Origin of the sequence: Nocardiopsis sp. Huas11, assembly GCF_003634495.1 — a bacterium.
In the GTDB taxonomy this organism is placed as follows: domain Bacteria; phylum Actinomycetota; class Actinomycetes; order Streptosporangiales; family Streptosporangiaceae; genus Nocardiopsis.
On the sequence record NZ_RBKY01000001.1, the window covers coordinates 5,015,066 to 5,036,618 of the forward strand.

The 21,553-nt window shown below is 71.6% G+C and carries 19 protein-coding genes; 14 read left to right on the forward strand and 5 right to left on the reverse strand.

The annotated features are described in order from the left end of the window. Positions 1-40: 40 nt before the first annotated feature. Both DFP74_RS22675 and DFP74_RS22680 read right to left on the reverse strand, forming a co-directional pair. A complete protein-coding gene (locus DFP74_RS22675) occupies positions 41-370 on the reverse strand; it encodes a helix-turn-helix domain-containing protein (protein ID WP_121184527.1) in 330 nt (109 codons plus the stop codon). Further along, a complete protein-coding gene (locus DFP74_RS22680) occupies positions 342-1,355 on the reverse strand; it encodes a GlxA family transcriptional regulator (protein ID WP_121184529.1) in 1,014 nt (337 codons plus the stop codon). The genes DFP74_RS22675 and DFP74_RS22680 overlap by 29 nt, the downstream gene beginning before the upstream one ends. Before the next feature lie 121 nt (positions 1,356-1,476). On the opposite strand from DFP74_RS22680, the gene DFP74_RS22685 reads away from it, so the two are divergent. Beyond that, positions 1,477-1,932: a nuclear transport factor 2 family protein gene (locus tag DFP74_RS22685; RefSeq protein ID WP_121184531.1), complete on the forward strand. Its 456-nt coding sequence runs from the start codon at positions 1,477-1,479 to the stop codon at positions 1,930-1,932. Positions 1,933-1,944: 12 nt separating this feature from the next. Here DFP74_RS22685 and DFP74_RS22690 read toward each other — a convergent pair whose 3' ends face one another. After that, a complete protein-coding gene (locus tag DFP74_RS22690; RefSeq protein ID WP_121184533.1) occupies positions 1,945-2,586 on the reverse strand; it encodes a DsbA family oxidoreductase in 642 nt (213 codons plus the stop codon). A gap of 110 nt (positions 2,587-2,696) precedes the next feature. After that, a complete protein-coding gene (locus DFP74_RS22695; protein WP_121188448.1) occupies positions 2,697-3,302 on the reverse strand; it encodes a LysE family translocator in 606 nt (201 codons plus the stop codon). A 58-nt stretch (positions 3,303-3,360) separates the two neighbouring features. Between DFP74_RS22695 and DFP74_RS22700 the strand changes: the two genes are divergently transcribed. From DFP74_RS22700 to DFP74_RS35065, 6 genes are all read left to right on the forward strand, one after another. After that, positions 3,361-4,830 carry a PLP-dependent aminotransferase family protein gene (locus DFP74_RS22700; protein ID WP_121184535.1) on the forward strand — a complete coding sequence of 490 codons (1,470 nt, stop codon included), beginning with the start codon at positions 3,361-3,363 and terminating at the stop codon, positions 4,828-4,830. 193 nt (positions 4,831-5,023) lie between these two features. Continuing rightward, a complete protein-coding gene (nirB, locus tag DFP74_RS22705; protein ID WP_121184537.1) occupies positions 5,024-7,534 on the forward strand; it encodes a nitrite reductase large subunit NirB in 2,511 nt (836 codons plus the stop codon). After that, positions 7,531-7,899 (forward strand): nitrite reductase small subunit NirD, encoded by a 369-nt coding sequence (gene nirD, locus DFP74_RS22710; protein ID WP_121184539.1) that lies wholly within the window; start codon positions 7,531-7,533, stop codon positions 7,897-7,899. The genes nirB and nirD overlap by 4 nt, the downstream gene beginning before the upstream one ends. Continuing rightward, entirely contained in the window at positions 7,896-9,050 is a 1,155-nt protein-coding gene (locus tag DFP74_RS22715) for a uroporphyrinogen-III synthase (RefSeq protein WP_121184541.1), read from the forward strand. The genes nirD and DFP74_RS22715 overlap by 4 nt, the downstream gene beginning before the upstream one ends. Continuing rightward, positions 9,047-9,739, forward strand: a complete 693-nt coding sequence (locus DFP74_RS22720) for a sirohydrochlorin chelatase (RefSeq protein WP_121184543.1) — start codon at positions 9,047-9,049, stop codon at positions 9,737-9,739. Before DFP74_RS22715 ends, DFP74_RS22720 begins: the two co-directional genes overlap by 4 nt. Before the next feature lie 407 nt (positions 9,740-10,146). Next, complete coding sequence (locus tag DFP74_RS35065) at positions 10,147-10,725, forward strand: septal ring lytic transglycosylase RlpA family protein (RefSeq protein ID WP_305037065.1); 579 nt, start codon at positions 10,147-10,149, stop codon at positions 10,723-10,725. A gap of 72 nt (positions 10,726-10,797) precedes the next feature. Here DFP74_RS35065 and DFP74_RS22730 read toward each other — a convergent pair whose 3' ends face one another. Next, positions 10,798-11,550 (reverse strand): class I SAM-dependent methyltransferase, encoded by a 753-nt coding sequence (locus tag DFP74_RS22730; protein WP_121184547.1) that lies wholly within the window; start codon positions 11,548-11,550, stop codon positions 10,798-10,800. A gap of 140 nt (positions 11,551-11,690) precedes the next feature. Between DFP74_RS22730 and DFP74_RS22735 the strand changes: the two genes are divergently transcribed. The 7 genes from DFP74_RS22735 (at position 11,691) to DFP74_RS22765 (ending at position 21,546) form a co-directional block, all read left to right on the forward strand. Continuing rightward, on the forward strand, positions 11,691-15,287 hold the full coding sequence (locus tag DFP74_RS22735) for a TM0106 family RecB-like putative nuclease (RefSeq protein WP_121184549.1): 3,597 nt from the start codon (positions 11,691-11,693) through the stop codon (positions 15,285-15,287). A 135-nt stretch (positions 15,288-15,422) separates the two neighbouring features. Then, positions 15,423-16,622: a DUF262 domain-containing protein gene (locus tag DFP74_RS22740; RefSeq protein WP_147453902.1), complete on the forward strand. Its 1,200-nt coding sequence runs from the start codon at positions 15,423-15,425 to the stop codon at positions 16,620-16,622. After that, positions 16,615-17,760: a DUF3696 domain-containing protein gene (locus DFP74_RS22745; protein ID WP_121184552.1), complete on the forward strand. Its 1,146-nt coding sequence runs from the start codon at positions 16,615-16,617 to the stop codon at positions 17,758-17,760. Before DFP74_RS22740 ends, DFP74_RS22745 begins: the two co-directional genes overlap by 8 nt. Before the next feature lie 21 nt (positions 17,761-17,781). After that, complete coding sequence (locus DFP74_RS22750; RefSeq protein ID WP_147453903.1) at positions 17,782-18,711, forward strand: hypothetical protein; 930 nt, start codon at positions 17,782-17,784, stop codon at positions 18,709-18,711. Between the two features lie 650 nt (positions 18,712-19,361). Then, on the forward strand, positions 19,362-19,685 hold the full coding sequence (locus DFP74_RS22755) for a hypothetical protein (protein ID WP_121184556.1): 324 nt from the start codon (positions 19,362-19,364) through the stop codon (positions 19,683-19,685). 66 nt (positions 19,686-19,751) lie between these two features. Further along, entirely contained in the window at positions 19,752-20,255 is a 504-nt protein-coding gene (locus DFP74_RS22760; protein ID WP_121184558.1) for a hypothetical protein, read from the forward strand. Between the two features lie 58 nt (positions 20,256-20,313). After that, entirely contained in the window at positions 20,314-21,546 is a 1,233-nt protein-coding gene (locus tag DFP74_RS22765; protein WP_121184560.1) for a site-specific integrase, read from the forward strand. The last annotated feature ends 7 nt before the right edge of the window (positions 21,547-21,553 follow it).

Consider the following 21,553-nt stretch of genomic DNA (forward strand, 5'->3'; position numbering starts at 1 on the left):
CGCGGGGGAGAGGGGCACCGGACTCCCACCGGTCACTCCCTCAGCACGTCTCCAGCCGATCCGAGCTCACCGTGTAGCTGCACCCGTCGAAGTCCGCGGTGAGCCTGAGCTCCCCGCCCAGCGCCCGGACGTACCGCGCGATCGCGTCAACGGTGAACACCTCGCCCTGCTCGATCTGGCTCACCCGGCCCTTGGTCACACCCATCCGCTCGGCCACGTCGGACTGGGTCAGACCGCGCTCCTTGCCGATTCCCACCAACCGCTGGGCATCCACCCTCGCCAGCAGGGCCTTGCGTCGCCGCTCGGCCTCCTGCGGCCCGCCCACACGGTCGATGTAGTCGTCACGATCCCACTTGCCGTAGCCGCTCATCGTTCCTCCTCCTCGGATCGCCGTTCCACTCGCGGCGGGCCGTGGCGAAGCGCTCGCGATAGGCCGAAGGGGTCAGGCCCAGATGGCGCCAGAACACCCGGCGCAGCGACTCGTCACTGCCCAGGCCCGAGCGCCGGGCCGCCCCTGTCACACTCTCCCCGGCCTCCAACAGGGCCCGCGCCGCCTCCAGGCGCACCGCCTCCACATGCGCCCCCGGGGTGGTGCCCAACCGCTCACGGAAGAGCCGGGTCAGGTGCCGGGCGCTCACCCCCGCCAGGGCGGCCAGGGCCGGGGCCGCGTGGTCGGCGGCCGGATCGGCCGCCACCGCGTCCAGGACCGGACGCAGCACGTCCTGGCGCGGGCGCGGGGTACGCGAGGCCACCGAGAACTGCGACTGCCCGCCCGGCCGCTGCAGGAACACCACCAGGTCGCGGGCCACCTCCCTGGCCAGGTCCGAACCCTCGTCCTCCTCCACCAGCGCCAAGGACAGGTCCAGGCCCGCGCTGACCCCGGCCGAGGTCAGCACGCGCCCGTCGCGCACGTAGATGGCGTCCGGCTCCACCCGCACCCGGGGGTGCAGCCGGGCCAGCAGCGCGGCGTGGCGCCAGTGCGTGGTCGCCCGCCGCCCCTCCAACAGGCCCGCCCCGGCCAGCACGAACGCGCCCGTGCACACCGACGCCACCCGCTCGGCCCGCCCCGCCAGCGCCTGCACCGCCCCGGCCAGGCCCGGCGGCCACGGACTGCGGGGCAGATCGGGCGAGCCCGGCACGAGCAGGGTGTGCACGTCTTCGGCATCGAGAGCGGCGCCCTCCACGTGCAGGCGCAGACCGGCCGAGGTCGTCACCGCCGCCCCATCGGGAGAGCACACCCGCACCGTGTAGTGCCCGCCCAGCCCGGCCGCGGTCGCGAACACCTCCACCGGAGCGGTCACGTCCAGCAACCGGACACCGTCATAGGCCACCACCACGATCACGCGTCGTCTCATGCGGGGAAGCCTAACCACCGTCGATGTCCGAATGTGCGGGGTCGGTGTCCGCAGGGACATCGACTGCGCCCCCGCCGCGCTGCCAGGATCGGACCCCCAGCCCCCACGCGAGGAGAGAGCGATGACCCGCCCGCCCCTGCCGCCCTTCACCGAGGCCGACGCCCGCACCAAGGTCCAGGCCGCCGAGGACGCCTGGAACACCCGCGACGCCCACACGGTGTCCCTGGCCTACACACCCGACTCCGTGTGGCGCAACCGCGACCGCTTCCTCACCGGACGCGACCAGATCCAGGCCTTCCTCACCGACAAGTGGCGCCGCGAACTCGACTACGCGCTGCGCAAGGAACTGTGGGCCTTCGGCGAGGACCGCATCGCCGTGCGCTTCCAGTACGAGTGGCACGACGACCAGGGCCGGTGGTGGCGCAGCTACGGCAACGAACTGTGGGAATTCGACGCCCAGGGGCTGATGCGCCGCCGCGAGGCCAGCATCAACGACGTGTCCATCACCGCGCAGGAGCGCCGTATCCACGGCCCCCGCCCCCAGGAAGAGCACGGCGTGCCCTTCCCCCTGGCCTGACGCGCCCGGGGCTCAGCCGTGCGCGGCCGCGTAGGCCTTGTCCAGCGCCGAGACGAACGCCTCCACCGGCTGGGCCCCCGACACCCCGAAGGCACCGTCCATCACGAAGAAGGGCACCCCGGTCGCGCCCAGCCGCCGCGCCTGCTCGGCCTCCTGGGCCACCTGCTCGGTGAAGTCCTCACCCCGCAGCACACGCCGGGCCGCCCCCGCGTCCACCCCCACCTGCGCCACCAGCTCCACCAGGGTCTCGGCATCGCTCAGATCACGGGCCTGCACCAGCTGGGCCAGCAGCAGCCGGTCCATCACCGCCCCGTCCAGACCTCTCTCACGGGCCAGGTGCACCAGACGGTGGGAGTCCAGGGTGTTGACCATCAAAGCGCCGGCCAGGTCGTAGTCCAGACCCTCCTTGGCCGCCACCTGCGCCACCTGCTCGGTCATCGCGCGCACCTGCTCGGTCGAGGCCCGCATCCTGGCGGCCAGCGACGCGTACACCGGCTCGCTGCGACCTCGCGGAAAACCCGGATCCAGCTGGTAGCTGTGCCAGACGAGCTCGACCTGACCGGCGTGGTCGAAACGCTCCAGAGCCGCCTCCAACCGGCGCTTGCCGATGAAGCACCACGGGCACACGATGTCGGACCACACGTCGACCCGCACGAACGGACCCCCACTCTCGCCCTACGCCATATTCATCCCACCACCAGCCAGTATGCGGCCCGGCCCCATCCAGGACAATGACACGCCCAGGAGCAGGAAGGGCCCGCACCTCACGGCAGGGCCAGGCGCACCCCCAGGGCGGCGAAGGCCCCCGCGAAACCACGCCGCAGCCACGTCATCACCCGCGGGCTGGAGACCACCCGATCGCGCACCAGCGCCGAAGCGCACCCGTAGAGCACGAACACCACCAGCGTCATCGCCATGAACACCCCGCCCAGGGCCAGCATCGCCCCCAGCGCCCCCGGGTCGCCCACCGCCACGAACTGCGGCAAGAACGCGAAGAAGAAGATCGTCAGCTTGGGATTGAGCAGGTTCACCAGGATCCCCGCGCCGATGACCCGGGCCACCCCCCGCTCAGCCTGCTCCGCCGAGACCTCCAACGCCCCCCGGTCACGCCAGATGCTCCACGCCATGAACAACAGGTAGGCCACACCCGCGTACTTGAGCACCTGGAAGGCCACCGCGCTGGTGTGCAGCAGCGCCGCCACCCCCGTGGCCGCGGCCAGCAGATGCGGCACGATCCCCAACGTGCACCCCAGCGCCGCCACCGCCGCCGCCCGCGCACCCCGCGCCAGACCCGCCGCCACCGTGTACAGCACCCCCGTCCCCGGAGTGGCCACCACCACCAGCGCCGTCACCACGAACTCCACACTCACCACGCACCCCCATCGACGACCATCTGCACACCCGCCACACTGGCCGCACAATGGACCAGTGAACAGAGCCAAAGACGACCACTCCCACAGGTCCACAACCCTGGGCGCCGACTTCCTCCAACTCGACCCCGCCCACGCCCCGCCCGGCCACCTCACCGACTGGCTCACCGACCACCTGCGCCAGGCCCTGGCCCACCGCCGCCTGGGCGTGGGCTCGCGCCTGCCCGCCACCCGCGCCCTGGCCACCGACCTGGGCATCTCCCGCGGCGTGGTCACCGAGGCCTACCGCCGCCTGACCGACGAAGGCCACCTGGCCGCCCGCGGCCGCGCCGGCACCGTCGTGGTCGCCACCCCCGCCGCCCCCACCACCACACCCGCCCCCGCGCCCACTCACCGCACACCCCTGCCCACCACCCCCGGGACCGACGTCTTCGACCGCCTGCGCCGCACCCCGGCCCGCCACGACCTCACCCCCGGCACCCCCGACCTGGCCGCCTTCCCCCGCACCGCCTGGCTGCGCGCCGAACGCACCGTCCTGGCCCAGACGCCCACCGCCGACCTGGGCTACGGCGACCCCCGCGGCCACCTGCGCCTGCGCACCGCCATCGCCCACCACCTGGCCCGCTACCGCCGCATCACCGTCCACCCCGACCACGTCCAGATCGTCTCCGGCACCGCCCAGGCCCTGGGCCTGCTCGGCCAGATCCTGCACCAGGACGGCATCGACACCGTCGCCTTCGAGGACCCCGGCTCCCTGGGCGTGCGCCAGCACCTGCACCACGCCCGCCTGCGCACCCCGCCCGTGCCCGTGGACGAACACGGCGCCGACATCACCGCCCTGGCCGCCACCGGAGCCCCCGCCGTCCTGCTCACCCCCGCCCACCAGTTCCCCACCGGCGCCGTGCTCTCCGGCGCCCGCCGACGCCGCCTGCTCACCTGGGCCCGCAGCGGGGGACTGGTCATCGAGGACGACTACGACGCCGAACACCGCTACGACCGCGCCCCCGTACCCGCCCTGCACTCCCTGGCGCCCGACCAGGTCTGCTACACCGGCAGCGTCTCCAAACTCCTGGCCCCCGCCCTACGCCTGGGCTGGGTCCTGGCCCCACCGCGCCACCGCGAGGCCCTCACCGAGGCCAAACGCTTCAGCGACCTGGGCAACCCCGTCCTGCCCCAACTCGCCCTGGCCCACCTGATGGAGACCGGCGCCCTGGAACGCCACCTGCGCCACATCCGCGCCCGCCACCGCCGGCGCCGCGACACCATGACCGCCGCCCTGGCCGCCCACCTGCCCGGCGCCGCCGCCGGACTGCACCTGACACTGACCTTCCCCCCAGGCATCGACGACATCGCCCTGGCCGACGCCGCCGCCGCACGCGGCGTCCTCACCCACCCCCTGTCCTGGCACCGCCAGCGCCCCGGACCCCCCGGACTCGTCCTGGGCTACGCCGCCGCCACCGGCATCACCGCCGCCGTCACCGAACTCGGCCACGCTCTGCGCCTGCTCGACCCCCCACGGTCACCGTGATCTGCGGCACCCTCCAAGGGCCCAAACCGGCCCCCGACCGCCGCCCACCAGGCGAGCAGGACCGATCACGCATTTCTCACCTGCGATGACAGGACATCGAAACACCGCCGACACAGACGGCTGATGCGCGGGTAACACCCTGCGGGTTGCCTGAAACACGACCGCACCCGCACCAGGAGGAGTCCCACCCGCCATGGAAGAACTCGTCGTCATCGGCAACGGCATGGTCGGACACCGACTCGTCGAAGCACTCCGCGACCGCGACACCGACCACCAGTGGCACATCACCGTCGTCGGCGAGGAACCCCGCACCGCCTACGACCGCGTCGCCCTCTCGTCCTACTTCGACGGCGCCAGCGCCCAGGACCTGTCCCTGGGCGACCTGACCGGTCCCGGGGTCGACATCCACGTCAACGAGCGCGCCACCGGCATCGACCGCGCCGCCCGCACCGTCACCACCGCCTCCGGCCGCACCCTGGCCTACGACCGCCTCGTCCTGGCCACCGGCTCCACCCCCTTCGTGCCCCCCATCCCCGGCCACGACCGCCCCGGCTGCCACGTCTACCGCACCATCGAGGACCTGGACGCCATCACCGCCTCCGCCACCGGCGCCACCACCGGCGTGGTCATCGGCGGCGGCCTGCTCGGCCTGGAAGCCGCCAACGCCCTGCGCCTGCTCGGCGTCCAGGCCCACGTCGTCGAACTCGCCCCCCACCTGATGCCCGCCCAGATCGACGAAGGCGCCGGCGCCCTGCTCAAGAACCTCGTCGACGACCTGGGCGTGAGCGTGCACACCGGCACCGCCACCACCGCCATCGAGGACACCCCCCACGGCAGCGGACACCGCCTGATCCTCGACAACGGCCAGACCCTGGACGCCGACCTCGTCGTGTTCTCCGTGGGCATCCGCCCCCGCGACGACCTCGCCCGCACCGCCGAACTCGACCTGGGCCCGCGCGGCGGCATCGCCATCGACGACACCTGCACCACCAGCGACCCCCGCATCCACGCCATCGGCGAGGCCGCCAACCACCACGGCACCGTCTACGGCCTCATCGCCCCCGGCAACGCCATGGCCGAGGTCGTCGCCGACCGCCTCCTGGGCGGCACCGCCACCTTCACCGGCGCCGACACCTCCACCAAACTCAAGCTCCTGGGCGTGGACGTGGCCAGCTTCGGCGACTGCCACGGCCGCGCCGAAGGCGCCCTGGACGTGGTCGTCAACGACGCCGCCTCGGGCCGCTACGCCAAACTCGTCCTGTCCGACGACGCCACCACCCTGCTCGGCGGCATCCTGGTCGGCGACGCCGGCGCCTACGCCACCTTGCGCCCCATGGTCGGCTCGCCCCTGCCCGGCGACCCGCTGGCCCTGATCACCCCCGAGGGCGGCGCCGCCCTGGGCGCCGACGCCCTGCCCGACTCCGCGCAGATCTGCTCCTGCAACGCCGTCACCAAGGGCGACCTGTGCCAGGCCATCCACGACCAGGGCGCCACCGACGTCCCCGCCCTCAAGGCCTGCACCAAGGCCGGCACCAGCTGCGGCTCATGCGTGCCCATGCTCAAGCAGATCCTCACCCAGGCCGGCATCGAACAGTCCAAGGCCCTGTGCGAGCACTTCCCCCAATCACGCGCCGAACTCGTGGAGGTGGTGCGCGCCACCAACACCACGACCTTCTCCGCGCTCATCGCCGCCCACGGCACCGGCACCGGCTGCGACATCTGCAAGCCCGCCATCGCCTCCATCCTGGCCTCCCTGGGCGGCGGCCACATCCTGGAGGGCGAACAGGCCACCCTGCAGGACACCAACGACCGCTACCTGGCCAACATGCAGCGCAACGGCACCTACTCGGTCGTGCCCCGCATCCCCGGCGGTGAGATCACCCCCGACAAACTCATCGTCATCGGCGAGGTCGCCCGCGACTTCCACCTCTACACCAAGATCACCGGCGGCCAGCGCATCGACCTGTTCGGCGCCCGCCTCGAACAGCTCCCCGCCATCTGGTCGCGCCTGGTCGAGGCCGGATTCGAATCCGGACACGCCTACGGCAAGGCCCTGCGCACCGTCAAGTCGTGCGTGGGCACCACCTGGTGCCGCTACGGAGTCCAGGACTCGGTCGGCCTGGCCATCCGCCTGGAGGAGCGCTACCGGGGCCTGCGCTCACCCCACAAGCTCAAGTCCGCCGTCTCCGGATGCGCCCGCGAATGCGCCGAGGCCCGCAGCAAGGACTTCGGCATCATCGCCACCGACCAGGGCTGGAACCTGTACGTGGGCGGCAACGGCGGCTTCACCCCCCGCCACGCCGAACTCCTGGCCTCGGACCTGGACGAGGACACCCTCATCCGCTACATCGACCGGTTCCTGATGTTCTACATCCGCACCGCCGACCGCCTACAGCGCACCGCCCCCTGGATCGAGGCCCTGGACGGGGGACTGGACCACCTGCGCGACGTCGTGGTCCACGACAGCCTCGGCATCGCCCACGAACTCGAACAGGCCATGACCGACCACGTGGCCTCCTACGCCGACGAATGGGCCGCCGTCCTGGCCGACCCCGACAAGCTCGCCCGCTTCGTGTCCTTCACCAACGCCCCCGACACACCCGACCCCACCATCAGCTTCACCACCACCCGCCAACAGCCCACCCCGGGCGCACCCCTCAACCTCGGCATGCCCACCCCCCGCAGCAAGGAGGCCGCACGATGACCACCGCTCCCACCCAGCCCGCCGTCTGGATCAACGCCTGCCCCGCCCACCGCCTGGGCCCCGCCGACGGCGCCGCCGTCCTGATGCCCGACGGCCGCCAGGTCGCCCTGTTCCGCACCCTGGACGACCAGTACTACGCCGTCGACAACATCGACCCCTTCACCCACGCCGCCGTCATCTCCCGCGGCATCGTCGGCGACCGCGGCGGCGAACCCACCGTCGCCTCACCCATGCTCAAGAACGTCTTCCTGCTGCGCACCGGCCTGAGCCTGGACGATAAGACCGTGCGACTGACCACCTGGCCCGTACGCGTGCACCAGGCCACCATCCAGATCAACACCCGTGCAGAACAGGGGACCCCTTGACCACGTCCGCCACCGGAGGCCCCGCCCAGGCGCCCGCCACCACCGCGCCCCTGGCCGGCTTCACCGTCGCCGTGACCGCCGCCCGCCGCGCCGAGGAGCTCAGCGCCCTGCTGTGCCGCAAGGGCGCCCAGGTCATCGCCGCACCCGCCCTGCGCATCGTCCCCTTGAGCGACGACCAGCGCCTGGCCGCGGCCTCCACCGAACTCACCCGCCGCCCCGCCGACGTGGTCGTGGCCACCACCGGCATCGGCTTTCGCGGCTGGATCGAGGCCTGCGAGACCTGGGGCATGGCCGAGAACCTGCTCGCCGCCATGCAGTCCTCCCGCCTGCTCGCCCGCGGCCCCAAAGCCAAGGGCGCCATCCGCGCCGCGGGCCTGAACGAGGAGTGGTCACCGCCCTCGGAGTCCTCCGCCGAAGTCCTGGACTACCTGCTCTCCACCGGCGTCCAGGGCCTGCGCGTGGCCATCCAGATGCACGGAGAACCCCTGCCCGACTTCACCGCCGCCCTGCGCCTGGCCGGAGCCGAAGTCCTCGAAGTACCCGTCTACCGCTGGACCCTGCCCGAACAGACCGCCCCCCTGGACCGCCTCATCGAAGCCGTCAACACCGGGGGAGTGGACGCCATCACCTTCACCAGCGCCCCGGCCGCCGCCGGACTCCTCTCCCGCGCCCGCGCCACCGGCCAGGACGGCGCCCTCGTCCAGGCCCTGCGCGGCGACGTCCTGGCCATGTGCGTGGGACCGGTCACCGCCCGCCCCCTCATGGCCCACGACATCCCCACCGTGTGGCCCGAACGCGCCCGCATCGGCGCCCAGGTCCGCAAACTCACCGAGGAACTGCCCGCCCGCTTCCCCACCCTCAACGTCGCCGGGCACCGCCTGCGCCTGCGCGGCCACGCCGTCCTGGTCGACGGCACCGTCCACACCCTCTCGCCCACCCTGATGCGCATCATGCGCGAACTGGCCCGCCGCCCCGGCCAGGTCCGCGACCGCGCCCACCTGCTCACCTGCCTGGGCGAGGACGCCGACGCCCACGCCGTGGAGACCGCCGTGGCCCGCCTGCGCACCGCCCTGGGCGACGCCAAGATCATCCAGACGGTCGTCAAACGCGGCTACCGCCTGGCCCTGGACAGCACGGACTGCACACCATGAACCGACACCCCACCCTGCTGCTGGCCGTGCACGGCACCCGCCGAGCACGCGGCACCGCCATCGCCCACTCCCTGGCCCTGCGCGTGGGCGAGATCACCCAGCGCCCCACCCAGCTGGCCTTCGCCGACGTCCTGACCCCCTCGGTGGGCCATGTCGCCGCCGCCGTCCCGGGACCGCTGGTGGTCGTGCCCGCGTTCTTGGCCTCGGGCTACCACGTACGCACCGACATCCCCCACCAACTCGCCCAGGCCGGCCGCGCCGACGCCGTCATCGCCCCCGCCCTGGGCGCCCACCCCGCCGCCCTGGCCACCGCCCACCGGCGCCTGCTGGCCTGCGGCTACCAGCCCGGCGACGGTGTGGTCCTGGCCTGCGCCGGCACCTCCGACCCCCGTGCCGGCACCGAACTGGACCAGGCCGCCGCCGGACTGTCGCAGCTACTGGGCACCCGCGTGGTGCGCGGCAACGTCGCCACCGCCGCCCCCACGGTCACCGACCAGGTCAGCGCCCTACGCCGGCGCGGCCACACCCGCGTGCTCATCGCCACCTGGCTGCTGGCCCCCGGCCTGTTCCACGACCGCCTGGCCCACTGCGGCGCCGACGCCGTGGCCGCACCCCTGTGCCCGGACGCCGCCATCGCCCAGGCCCTGGCCGACCGCTACCACCAGGCCGCCATCCCGCTCCCGGTCTGAGCCGCCCACCACCCGTGGCCGCCGCCCCGCTCGGGCCGGCGGCCACACCCCTTGCCACCCGCAGCAAAACCGCAGGTCAAGCGGTGATCATTTCCACAAACCATCACTTTCCGGTACCGTGACCCGCGCGTTACCCCTAAGCTCTGCGCCCAGACCCCGCGTGCACCACCCGGCGGTCCGACTCCACCCGCCCCACCCCACGGGCGCGGGGCACGCGCACCCGCGCCGGAGACGACCCGCCCCACCCTGTTCCCGTTCAAAGGACACCGTCGTGGGCAACACCGAGCCCCAGAACCCGCAGTACGACACCGCCGCCGCACCAGGCCCGCGCGTGGCCGCCGCCCGCACCCGCAACCGCAAAAAAACGCATCCTGGTCATCGCCGCCGCCACCGGAGTGACCCTGGCCGTGGCCGGCACCGCCACCGCCGCCGTCATCGCCGCCGGCACCTCACCCGAGACCACCGTCAACGCCGCCCAGATCCCCCAGGCCGAACCCGACCCCCTCACCAGCGACGCCCCGGCCGAACCCGACCCCGCCCACGCCGAACAGGCCGGCCAAGCCGTCTCCTCCGCCACCCAGACCACCACCGCCGACGGCAGCGCCGTGCCCGAGGAAGACCCCGAACCCGACGCCGCACCCGACTCCGACAGCGGCCAGGACAGCGCGCCCAGCACCGACGCCACCCCCACCGGCGAAGGAGGCACCTGCCAGGCCTCCTTCTACGGCGACGGCTTCCACGGCGCCACCACCGCCAACGGCGAAACCTTCGACACCTACGGCATGACCGCCGCGCACAAGACCCTGCCCTTCGACACCATGGTCAAGGTCACCAACCCCTCCAACGGCAAGTCCGTGACCGTGCGCATCAACGACCGCGGCCCCTACATCGACGGCCGCTGCCTGGACCTGTCCACCGCCGCCTTCGACGAGATCATCGGCACCGGCGCGGGCGTGGGCACCGTCGAATGGCAGGTCGTGGGCTAGGGCGAGTATCCGCAGAACACGCCCCAGACCCACCCCGCCCGCCGGCGCCCCACCGCCCCGGGGCGCCGCCCCTCACCGCGCCCGCAACCGGAACCGGAACCGGACATCACCCTGGCCCGGCCCCGCCGGGCCACCACCGGGACCGGTCACCGACACCACCGCCAGCCCGGCCGAGGCCGCCAACGCCTCGAACCCCGCACGGGTGTACCAGTGCAGCACCCACGGACGCTCCTCGACCGTGCGCCGCCCACCCACACGACGCTCATAACGCAACACGCTCGTGTGCGTACGCGCCACCTCATCACGCTCCTGGGACACCACACTCACACCCAGCACAGCACCATCAGAGCCCCGCACCTGACGCACCCGCCCCACCTCGTGCTCCGGCGCGGGCTCGGGCACCGCCAACGGCACCAGCGCCTGACCACCCGGCGCCAGATGCGCGCGCACACACCGCAGCGCCGCCACCGCCGCCGCGTCATCGGCCAACAGCGTGAACGTGGGCCCCGCCAGGAAGATCGCCCCGTACCGGCGCGGCAGAGCCAACTCCTCCATGCGCTGATGGTGCACCACCACCGACACACCCTCGCGCCCCGCCCGGGCGCGGGCACGCTCCACCATCTCCGCCGAGGAGTCCACCCCCTCCACGTCCAACCCGCGCCGACACAACTCGATCAGCGGATCACCATCACCGCACCCCAACTCCAGCCCCGGCCCGCCCACCTGCCGCACGAACTCCTCACACGGGTCCGGGTCCGCGGCGAAACGCTTCAACGGGCCGTACAGGTCGGCGACGATACCGGTATAGAAATCAGCAGGATCCATGCCGCGACCCTAGAACCCCGCCCCCGCCCGAGCCCACCCGTTTTCCCCCACCCCGCCCCGCGCGTAGCGGCCCCGCACGTCAGCCGCACATGGCACAATCCCCAACACCGCACCACCCACACACACAGGGAGCTCCGGCGTTGTTCCGCACCACCACCGGCTGGGTCGTCTCACCCACCGACCTCGTCGACACCCTGGAATGCGACCACCGCAGCGCCCTCAAGAGCGCCCTGGCCGCACGCCTGCCCGGAGCCCCCGCACCCGAACCCGTCGACGCCCTCATCGCCCACCACGGCCTGGCCCACGAACACGCCGAACTCGACCGCCTGCGCGCCCTGTTCGGCGACATCGCCCACATCGAGGACCCCCACCCCGACGACACCTCCCTGGCCAAGGCCGCCACCGCCACCACCGACGCCATGGCCGCGGGCGTACCCGTCATCTACCAGGGCAGCTTCCACCACCCCCTGGACCACCAGGGCCCCCACCCCGTCGCCTTCCACGGACGCGCCGACTTCCTCATCCGCTCCGACCTGGACCCCGCCACCGGCCGCACCCGCACCGACGCCCCCACCCCCTGGACCTACGAGCCCTGGGACACCAAACTCGCCCGCCGCCCCGGCCCCGGCGCCGTCCTGCAACTGGCCGCCTACGCCCACGCCCTGACCGTGGCCACCGGCCACACCCCCCAGCACATGCACCTGCGCACCGGCGACGACCACACCCACACCCTGCCCACCGCCGACTTCACCCCCATCCTGCACACCATCACCCACCGCCTGCTCACCCGCCTGAACACCGAACCCGCCCTGCCCACCCCCACCTGGGGCCGCCCCCGCCCCGCCTGCGAGGGCTGCGGCTACGCCACCTGGTGCTCCCAAGGACGCACCGCCGCCCGCCACCTGTCCCTGGTCGCCGGCCTGCGCACCGACCAGGCCGCCAAACTCACCGACGCCGGCCTGGACACCATCGACGCCCTGGCCCACGCCACCGACACCCAGCGCCCCGCCACCCTGCCCCGCCGCTCCTTCGACCAACTCCGCGCCCAGGCCGCCCTCCAGGTCAGCCAGGACGCCACCCGCACCCCCACCGACCCCCAGGGCACCGTCACCGCCGAAGTCTTCGCCCCCGACGGCCTGGCGAGCCTGCCCGCCCCCAGCCCCGGCGACGTCTTCTTCGACATGGAGGGCTACCCCTACTACTCACGCGACGACGGCCGCGGCCTGGAGTACCTCTTCGGCGCCACCACCGAGGACGAGAGCGGCCACGAGACCTTCCACGCCTTCTGGGCCCACGACCGCACCCAGGAGAAGAAGGCCCTGGAGGACTTCGTCGACTTCGCCACCGCCCGCATCGACGCCGACGAGAACGCGCACATCTACCACTACGCCTCCTACGAGGTCGACCGCCTCAAACACCTCAGCTCCGAGTACGCCACCCGCGAAGAGGACGTCAACCGCCTCCTGCGCGAGAACCGGCTCATCGACCTGTACACCGTCGTACGCAAGAGCATGCGCGTGTCCCAGCGCTCCTACTCCATCAAGTACCTCGAACCCCTCTACCTGCCCGCCCACCGCAGCGGCGGCGTCACCACCGCCACCTCCTCCATCGACGCCTACGCCGCCTACCAGGCCGCCCACGCCGCCGGAGACCACACCAGCGCCGCCCGCGTCCTGGACGACATCGCCGCCTACAACCGCGACGACTGCCACTCCACCGCCCGCCTGCGCGACTGGCTCGAGGACCACCGCACCCGCCAGGGCATCACCGACCGCCCCCTGATCCAGTTCGAACTCACCGAGGCCGAAGCCGAACGCGCCCGCAAACGCGAAGAGAAACAGGCCCGCCACGCCGCCCTGACCACACCCCTGCTCGCCGAGGTGCCCACCACCGACGCCGACCGCGACGACGACGCCCGCACCCGCGCGTCCCTGGCCGCCCTGGTCGGCTACTACCAGCGCGAACAACTCCCGCCCTGGCGCGAGCACTACCGCCGCACCAGCGCACCCCTGCAGGACCTGGAAGCCGACACCGACTGCGCCGTCCCCTGGCGGGTACGCGCGGGGGAGTGGATCGAACCCACCGGCCGCCAGAAGAAGGCCCGCCGCGAGATCGCCATGCGCCTGGACACCGCCCACCCCCACCCCTTCACCACCGGCCAGGACGTCCACCTGCTCTACCCCGGCGCCCCCGGCCAGGCGGCCACCACCACCCAGGCCAAAGTCACCGACACCGACGCCGACGCCCTCACCCTGACCGAGACCAGCGACCCCGACGCCACCGCCTCCCGGCCCCCCGTGGCCGTCCTGCCCGGCGCACCCGTGGCCCCCCAACCCAAGGACGGCGCCCTGGAACTGGTCGCCCGCACCGCCGTGGACGACCTGCCCGCCTGGCCCCGCCACCCCGGCCTGGACGTGCTGCGCCGCACCCCGCCCCGCCTACGCAGCGGCCGGCCCCTGCCCCAGACCGCCCACACCGGCGGCGACACCATCGCCGCCGCCGTCGCCGCCGTGGACGAGCTGGACCACTCCTACCTCGCCGTCCAAGGCCCACCCGGCGCCGGCAAGACCTACCTGGCCGCCCAACTCATCACCCACCTGGCCCGCCAGGGCCGCAGCATCGGCGTGTGCTCCACCAGCCACAAAGCCGTCGAGAACGTCATGGGCGCCGCCCTGCGCGCCGCCACCGACGCCGGCGTGCCCCTGGCCGCCGCCAAACGCGCCAAAAGCCGCACCAGCACGACCGAGGACACCCCCGCCCCGCCCTGGGACCAGCCCTCCACCCCCCAGGCCCTGGCCACCTGGCGCACCAAGCACACCGCCGCCGGCGAAGCCGTCCTCATCGGCGGCACCGCCTGGGCCATGGCCAACGCCGCCATGGTCGCCGACCCCGTGGACGTGCTCATCATCGACGAGGCCGGCCAGTTCGCCCTGGCCGACACCCTGGCCGTGTCCGCGGCCGCCCACAACCTCGTCCTGCTCGGCGACCCCCAGCAACTCCCACAGGTCGTCCAGGGCACCCACGGCGAGGGCGCCGACGCCTCCGCCCTGCAACACCTGATGGAGGGCGCCGCCCTCATCGACCCCGCCCGCGGCTACTTCCTCGACCAGACCCGCCGCATGCACCCCGACCTGTGCCAGGCCGTCTCCGCCCTGTCCTACCAGGGCCGCCTGCACGCCCACCCCAGCACCCGCGCCCGCACCCTGGCCGACCTGGCACCGGGCGTGTACGCCCACCCCACCCCCCACCAGGGGCGCACCACCCACAGCCCCGAAGAGGTCGACGCCGTCGTCGCCATCGCCACCCGACTGGTCCACGACACCCTCACCCCGGGCCCCCACACCCCGCCCCGCCCCATGAACGGCCACGACATCCTCGTCGTGGCCCCCTACAACCTCCAAGTACGCGCCCTGCGCCGCGCCCTGGCCGCGGCCACCGAACACACCCCCGCCCTGGAGGGCGTGCGCGTGGGCACCGTCGACAAGTTCCAAGGCCAGGAGGCCGCCGCCGTCATCTGCTCCATGACCACCTCCAACGCCGCCGAGGGCGGACGCGGCACCGCCTTCGTCCTGGACCGCCACCGCCTCAACGTCGCCCTTTCCCGCGCCCAGGTCAGCGCCACCGTCGTCTACTCACCCGATCTGCTCACCACCACCCCCCGCACCATCGAGGACCTGCGCCTGCTCGCCGCCTTCACCGGACTCATCACCCACGCCCACCTCTGGCCCACCCGGTAGGGGACTCGTGCCGCACAGGTGGTGGGCCTGCACCCCCACAGGTGCTGCTCGATCAGTTCCCACTCGTCGTCGGTGCCTCAACAAACCTGAGATCATGGATACGGGTCAGAGCAACATGAAAGGGCACGGTTGACGATGAACACGGAGCAGGCTGGAAACCAGGTGGACGTACAACCCGAACTCCATTTCTTGGATAGTGCTGGTTTCAGTGCCGATCTGGATCCGTTGGAGAGCGTACGAGAGGCGCACGACAGGATCAGCGATCCCTTCGATCCCGAGCAGATCGATATCGTCACCAAACAGTTGACTGTCGACCTGCTCCTGAGCAGATTGCGCCGAGGTGTACTCGACCTGGCACCGGACTTCCAGCGCAAAGCCGGGATCTGGACGGATGGCAGGCAGAGCCAGCTCATTGAGTCCCTGCTCCTGAAGATCCCTGTGCCCACGTTCTACGCCGCCGAGACCGACATTGATGAATCTTGGGAAATGGTGGACGGCATCCAGCGCCTGACTGCAATCGCCCGCTTCATCGATTCTGACCTGGTCAGGGAAGATCCCTTGATCCTGAAAGACCTTCAATACCTGGACCGGTTGAACGGGCATTCCTACGAGGACCTCTCCGGAGGCCTGAAGACCAGGCTCCACGAGACACAGTTCACGGTCAACGTGATCGGATACCGCACCCCGGCCAAAGTGAAATTCAACATCTTCGCCCGGATCAACACCGGTGGTCTCCCACTCACCTACCAGGAGCTCCGACACGCGCTCATTCCCGGCCCGGCTCGCGAACTACTCAAAGACATGGCCCAGCGTCCCTCGTTCTTGTCAGCCACCCAAGGGAGCGTCTCCGACGCACGCATGTCAGATCGCGAAATGGTGCTCAGATTCCTGGCGTTCGTCATGATCGACCCGTCCGACTACCGAGCAACCGACTTGGACGAGTTCCTCAGGGAAGCGATGGAGGATCTCAATGATCTCTCCTCCGACCGGGTCGATGGGCTGCGCGAGAGCTTCGACCACGCGATGCAGGCCTCGGAACGGATATTTGAAGGCCACACCTTTCGTAAGCGAGCCCGGAACCAGACTTGGCGCAGACCTATCAACAAGGCCCTCTTCGAGACAGTGGCCGTCAATCTCGCCCACCGCACCCACGTTCAGATCGAGGAGCTCGTCGAACGCCGGAACGACGTGAACGACGCCTTCATCGAACTCCTGGAAGACCCGGAGTTCGAGCGTTCCATATCCGTCGGTACGGGTGACCGGCGCAAAGTCAGACACCGATTCTCTGCCATTAACTCCCTTCTCAAAGAATTCGAAGGCGAACTGGATGCTTGACACGATCGGCCTGACGAATTTCAAGGCGTTCCGCGACATACAGGTCCCGCTGGGCGGGCTGACGCTTCTCACCGGGGTCAACTCCTCCGGCAAGAGCAGCGTGCTCCAGGCGATGGCCGCGATCCGCCAATCCTCCAGCCTGCACAGGGAGGGCCGCGGTCGAAATCTTTTGCTCAACGGTTCCCTCATCGAACTCGGCAACGGCCAGGACGTCCTGCATTCCGACTGGGTGGACACGCCTGACGCCCGTGGTCCCTACATCCGGCTTGAAGTGGTGTCCGGAGAACAGCGGATCGCATGGAACTTCAGCTATCATCCCGAGGCGGATGCACTACCCCTCACCGCCATGAAGCGCATACCAGCCGGCACAGCCGAGGATGCGGGTATCAGGGCTCTGGTCGGAGACGCGGGCCCGGGCTCGTTCCAGTACCTGCGCGCGGACCGTGTGTCTCCGGCGAGCACCTACGAGCGTTCGCACGAGGCAGCGGTGGAACAGGCCTTCCTCGGACCGCACGGCGAGCACACTGTCAACTACCTGCGCCATCATCAGGGATCACTCGATGTCCTCGAGGGCCTGCACCATCCCGAGGCACGATCGAATACCCTCTTGAGCCATGTCGAAGCCTGGCTCGGAGAGATCAGCCCAGGTGTGAACCTTGACATTGCCGGTATCGACAGGACCGACATGGTAAGGCTGAGCTACGGATATGGCGGACGCGCGGGCCTTTCCTCCTCGGGGCCTCGGCGCCCGACCAACGTCGGGTTCGGGCTGACCTACACCCTGCCGATCATCGTGGCCTGCCTCACAGCACGGCCTGGAGCACTTCTTCTGTTGGAGAACCCCGAAGCCCACCTACACCCGCGCGGGCAGAGCCGCGTCGCCCTCCTTCTGGCCAAGGCCGCGGCAGCGGGCGCCCAACTGGTCGTGGAGACCCACAGCGACCACGTGCTCAACGGGCTGCGGCTAGCGGTCAAGGAGGACGTCCTGCGACACGACGAAGTGGTGCTGCACTACTTCCGCAACAGCGGGGCCACCGCACTGGCCAGCCCCATGATCGGCCCCGACGGCATGGTCTCGCAATGGCCCGAGGGCTTCTTCGACGAGTGGGACAACGCGGTCATGCGCCTGCTCGGTTGACCCCTGGAGACGACAGAGAACATGAGCCGACTCTTCCTCAACGAACTCACTTGTGATGGTACTGCTGACAGGCGCCGGGCCTCTGAGGCGATGACCGAGCTGGCCACAGCGCTCGCTCAGGTGAGGAGGATGTCGCCTGATGCGACGCTCACCTGCACCGAGGATTCCTCCTTCCCCCACTGGATGATCGGGGAGAGCTACAGCGCTGTCCAGTGGATGAACGAGAACGGCACCAACCGCGAGCGGGGACGCCTACTGATGGGCCTCCAGCAGCGAGCCCCCTTCCGAATCCCTGCACAAGGGCTGGATCCGGAAAGCGAGTACAGCCACTGCGGTCAGCCCGGGAGGGCCTTCCAAGCGACCGACTTGCACGACGGTATGACAGTCAGCCTTCCGATCGGCCCCGATTGGGAGGAACCATGGCTGCCGGTCACCCGCCTTCGCCCAGAGGAAGGTGAGGACGGTGTGGTAGAGCTGTGCTCGGCCGACATCCACCTCAGGCACTGCTCCCGGGAACACCATGCCACCGAACACGAGGAGTGGCTCCGAAACGAAGGCCTGGAGAAGCTCGCCACGGGCGCAGCCCTCTGGGAAGGCCGGGATCGGTACTTTCCGCACCTGGAGTTTCTCCCACGGGTGGAGGGGAATCTGCGCAATTTGGATCACGCCTGGGTCGTTCCTGTGCGGAAGCACTTGGTGAAGCTGGAAGAGGCGGTCGCCGAGTGGCGGATCAACGACGACGGGATGCTCGTCTACCGCTCGAAGGTCACCGTGGAGAGTGACAGCCGGGTCAAGGGGGGAATCGTGGACTTCATCGATCTAGACGGGCAACGCCGCGCCTTTCAGCTGCACTCGCGTTACACCCCAGGTAAGGGACGGATCCATTTCCGTTTGGTGCCCGAGGTGCGGCGGGCCAGAATCGCCCACGTCGGTGGAAAACTGGGAGCCTGATCGATGACCTGGGCGTTGGCCGCCAACGGGTGGGCGGTGAACTGGCGAAGCGGCCGTGGCCGGGTATCGTGCCAGCTGCCCACCTACTGTCCCGGATCTGAACCTGGCCGGGACGCTGGGGTCGGACGACACAACGCTCCGTACCAACCTGTGACGCTCGCTCAGGCTAGCTAGGGTATGAGGGCGACGATCGCACCACGACACCTGTCGGCGGTACTGATCGGGAGCACACGGACCGTTGCGGGGGTGAGAAGATCCGTCAGCGCAGGCCCCCCAGACACGATCCGGCGTAGCCGATGATGCCCTGCCCGCCGCCACGCACTGACAGGGGCCGACCCCAGTGTGTAGCACCCTTCGCCGGTCGGATGGTCAGGGCTTCCTGCTGCGGCTTCGGTCCTCACCGGTCGGTGCCGCCCTTGTCCTGGTCCTTTCGCGACCCCGGCGATCCGCCACCACGCCACCGCCCGACAGGTTCCACCCACCTGCCGGGGCAGGTACGTTTTACACAGCACGCCCACCGCACCGCACGCCCCCGCGCACCGACGGTGCCCGGCGGCGCGTGCCCCCGATCCACCACCCGCGCGCGCCCGTGCGCCCCGCGCACGCCACCCAGGCCCGCCGCCCGTTAGACGAAAGGCACCACGGCCCCCGTGTCTGACCGTCCCTCCGCACCCGACGGTGGTCGCAACACGCGCCACCCCACCGGCATCCGCGTCGTCATCGCCATCGTGGCCCTGCTCGCCCTCGTCCTGGGCCCCGCCGGCTACCTCATGGGCGTACGCGCCGACACCCCCACCGGCTCCGGCGCCGAATGGGTCACCCTGGCCTTCGGCGCCGCCATCGGCCTGCCCCTGCTCGCCGCCGCCGTGGCCACCGTCGCCGGCGACCGCCGCGCCGCCCTGTGGTCCCTGGCCCTGCTGGCCTGGCCGATCGTCTTCGTGGCGGTCATCCACCTGGCCGGACTGGCCGGGTAGGCTCCAAGGCCCACCCGCCCCGGACACCACAGCACCACAGCACCACCAGGCAAGGACGACAGGCGCGTGTCACCCAAGAAACGCCAACGCCGCAAGGCCGCCCCACAGCGGCCCCGCACCACCGACCACGACCAGGCCGCCCCCACCGGCCCCGACCAGGCCACGGCACGCCCGCGCACCGAGCGCACCCCCCTGGTGCTGCCCGACCCGCCCGACAAACGCCTCACCGCGCTCTGGGTCGCCCTGACGGTGCTGTGGGCCCTGGGCACACCCCTGGCCCTGGCCAACCTGCTCTTCGCCGCCCTGGACATGCAAGAAGCCGCCCTGACCACCGGCGCCGACCCCACCGCACCCGCCCCCGACATCTCCTCCGTGGGCAACGCCCTGATCTGGGTCCTGGTCCTGGCCCTGGTCGTGCCCGCCGCCTCCGCCGTGGCCGCCGCGATCCTGCGCCGCAAGATCGCCGCGATCGGCTTCACCGCCGCCCTGGTGGTCTCGGCCGTGCCCCTGTTCTGGGTCATGCCGCCCCCCGACCTGTGGGACGCCCTGCGCGCCCACCTGAGCGGCTGACCGACCGGCCGCGGCGCCTGCCCCGCACCGGCGCGCGCGTGCGCCATCATGGAACACCGTGAACACACCCGAACCCGAACCCCACACACCCGGCGCCCTCGAGCTGCCCGCCGGAGTCCGCCGACAACTCGCCTCGGTCACCCACAGCGTCCTGGTCGACACCCACACCCTGCGCCAGGTCCGTGATCGCTTCGACGCCGAACAGGCCGACACCCTCGGCCGCTACCTGGCCCGCGCCCAATCGCCCAACACCCTGCGCGCCTACCGCACCGACTGGACCGCCTTCACCGCCTGGTGCCTGGCCGAAGGCCGCCAGGCCCTGCCCGCCGAAGCCGTGGACGTGGCCGTCTACCTGGCCGCCTGCGCCCACACCCGCACCGCCGAAGGCACCGCCTGGGCCCTGGCCACCCCCACCCTGGAACGGCGCGCCGCCGCCATCGCCGCCGTCCACGGCGCCCACGGCCTGGCCTCACCGACCCGCTCCGACGTGGTGCGCATGACCCTGCGCGGCATCCGCCGCACCCGCGCCGCCCGCCCCCGCCGCAAGGACCCGGTCACCCTGACCACCCTGGAGGCCCTGCTCGCGGTACGCCCACCCGAGGGCTTCCCCGGCGGCGTGGCCCGGCGCCGCGACGCGGTCCTGCTGCTGACCGGCTTCGCCGGCGCCCTGCGCCGCTCCGAACTGGCCGCCCTGACCTTCGACGACATCACCGCGCGCACCGACGCCGCCTCGGGGGCCGCCACCCTGGTCGTGCACCTGGGCACCACCAAGACCGACCAGGAGGGCCGCCGCGGCCACGTCGTGGCCCTGCCGCGCGGCCGCCACCGCGCGACCTGCCCGCTGTGCGCCTTCGCCGACTGGACCGACCTGCTCAGCGCCCTGCTCCAGGGTGGCCAGGACGCCGTGCGCGCACTCCTGGAGCGCGCCGAGCCCCCGGCCGCCGCGGCCGCCCATCGGTGCGGCGACCCGCTCCAGCACGCGTTGGCCGACGGTCGGGCCCGCCCGCTGCTGCCCACCGTGGACCGCCACGGCCGGGTGGGGGAGCGGCCCATGTCGGGGCGGGCCGTGGGCGAGCTGGTCAAACGCTACGCCGCCCGGGCGGGGCTGGACCCGGCCGACTTCGGCGGGCACTCCCTGCGCGCGGGCTTCGCCACCCAGGCCGCCCTGGGCGGAGCCACCGACCGCCAGATCATGCGCCAGGGCCGTTGGACGAACCCGCGCACCGTGCACGACTACATCCGTACCGCCAACCCCCTGGAGGACAACGCCGTGACCCGTCTGGGCCTGTGACCTGGCC

Coding starts and splice junctions, on each gene's coding strand:
- DFP74_RS22675 (WP_121184527.1), bottom strand. CDS start 370: ATGAGCGGCTACGGCAAGTGGGATCGTGACGACTACATCGACCGTGTG.
- nirD (WP_121184539.1), top strand. CDS start 7,531: ATGACCACCGCTCCCACCCAGCCCGCCGTCTGGATCAACGCCTGCCCC.
- DFP74_RS22730 (WP_121184547.1), bottom strand. CDS start 11,550: ATGGATCCTGCTGATTTCTATACCGGTATCGTCGCCGACCTGTACGGC.
- DFP74_RS22720 (WP_121184543.1), top strand. CDS start 9,047: ATGAACCGACACCCCACCCTGCTGCTGGCCGTGCACGGCACCCGCCGA.
- DFP74_RS22745 (WP_121184552.1), top strand. CDS start 16,615: ATGCTTGACACGATCGGCCTGACGAATTTCAAGGCGTTCCGCGACATA.
- nirB (WP_121184537.1), top strand. CDS start 5,024: ATGGAAGAACTCGTCGTCATCGGCAACGGCATGGTCGGACACCGACTC.
- DFP74_RS22680 (WP_121184529.1), bottom strand. CDS start 1,355: ATGAGACGACGCGTGATCGTGGTGGTGGCCTATGACGGTGTCCGGTTG.
- DFP74_RS22750 (WP_147453903.1), top strand. CDS start 17,782: ATGAGCCGACTCTTCCTCAACGAACTCACTTGTGATGGTACTGCTGAC.
- DFP74_RS22685 (WP_121184531.1), top strand. CDS start 1,477: ATGACCCGCCCGCCCCTGCCGCCCTTCACCGAGGCCGACGCCCGCACC.
- DFP74_RS22740 (WP_147453902.1), top strand. CDS start 15,423: ATGAACACGGAGCAGGCTGGAAACCAGGTGGACGTACAACCCGAACTC.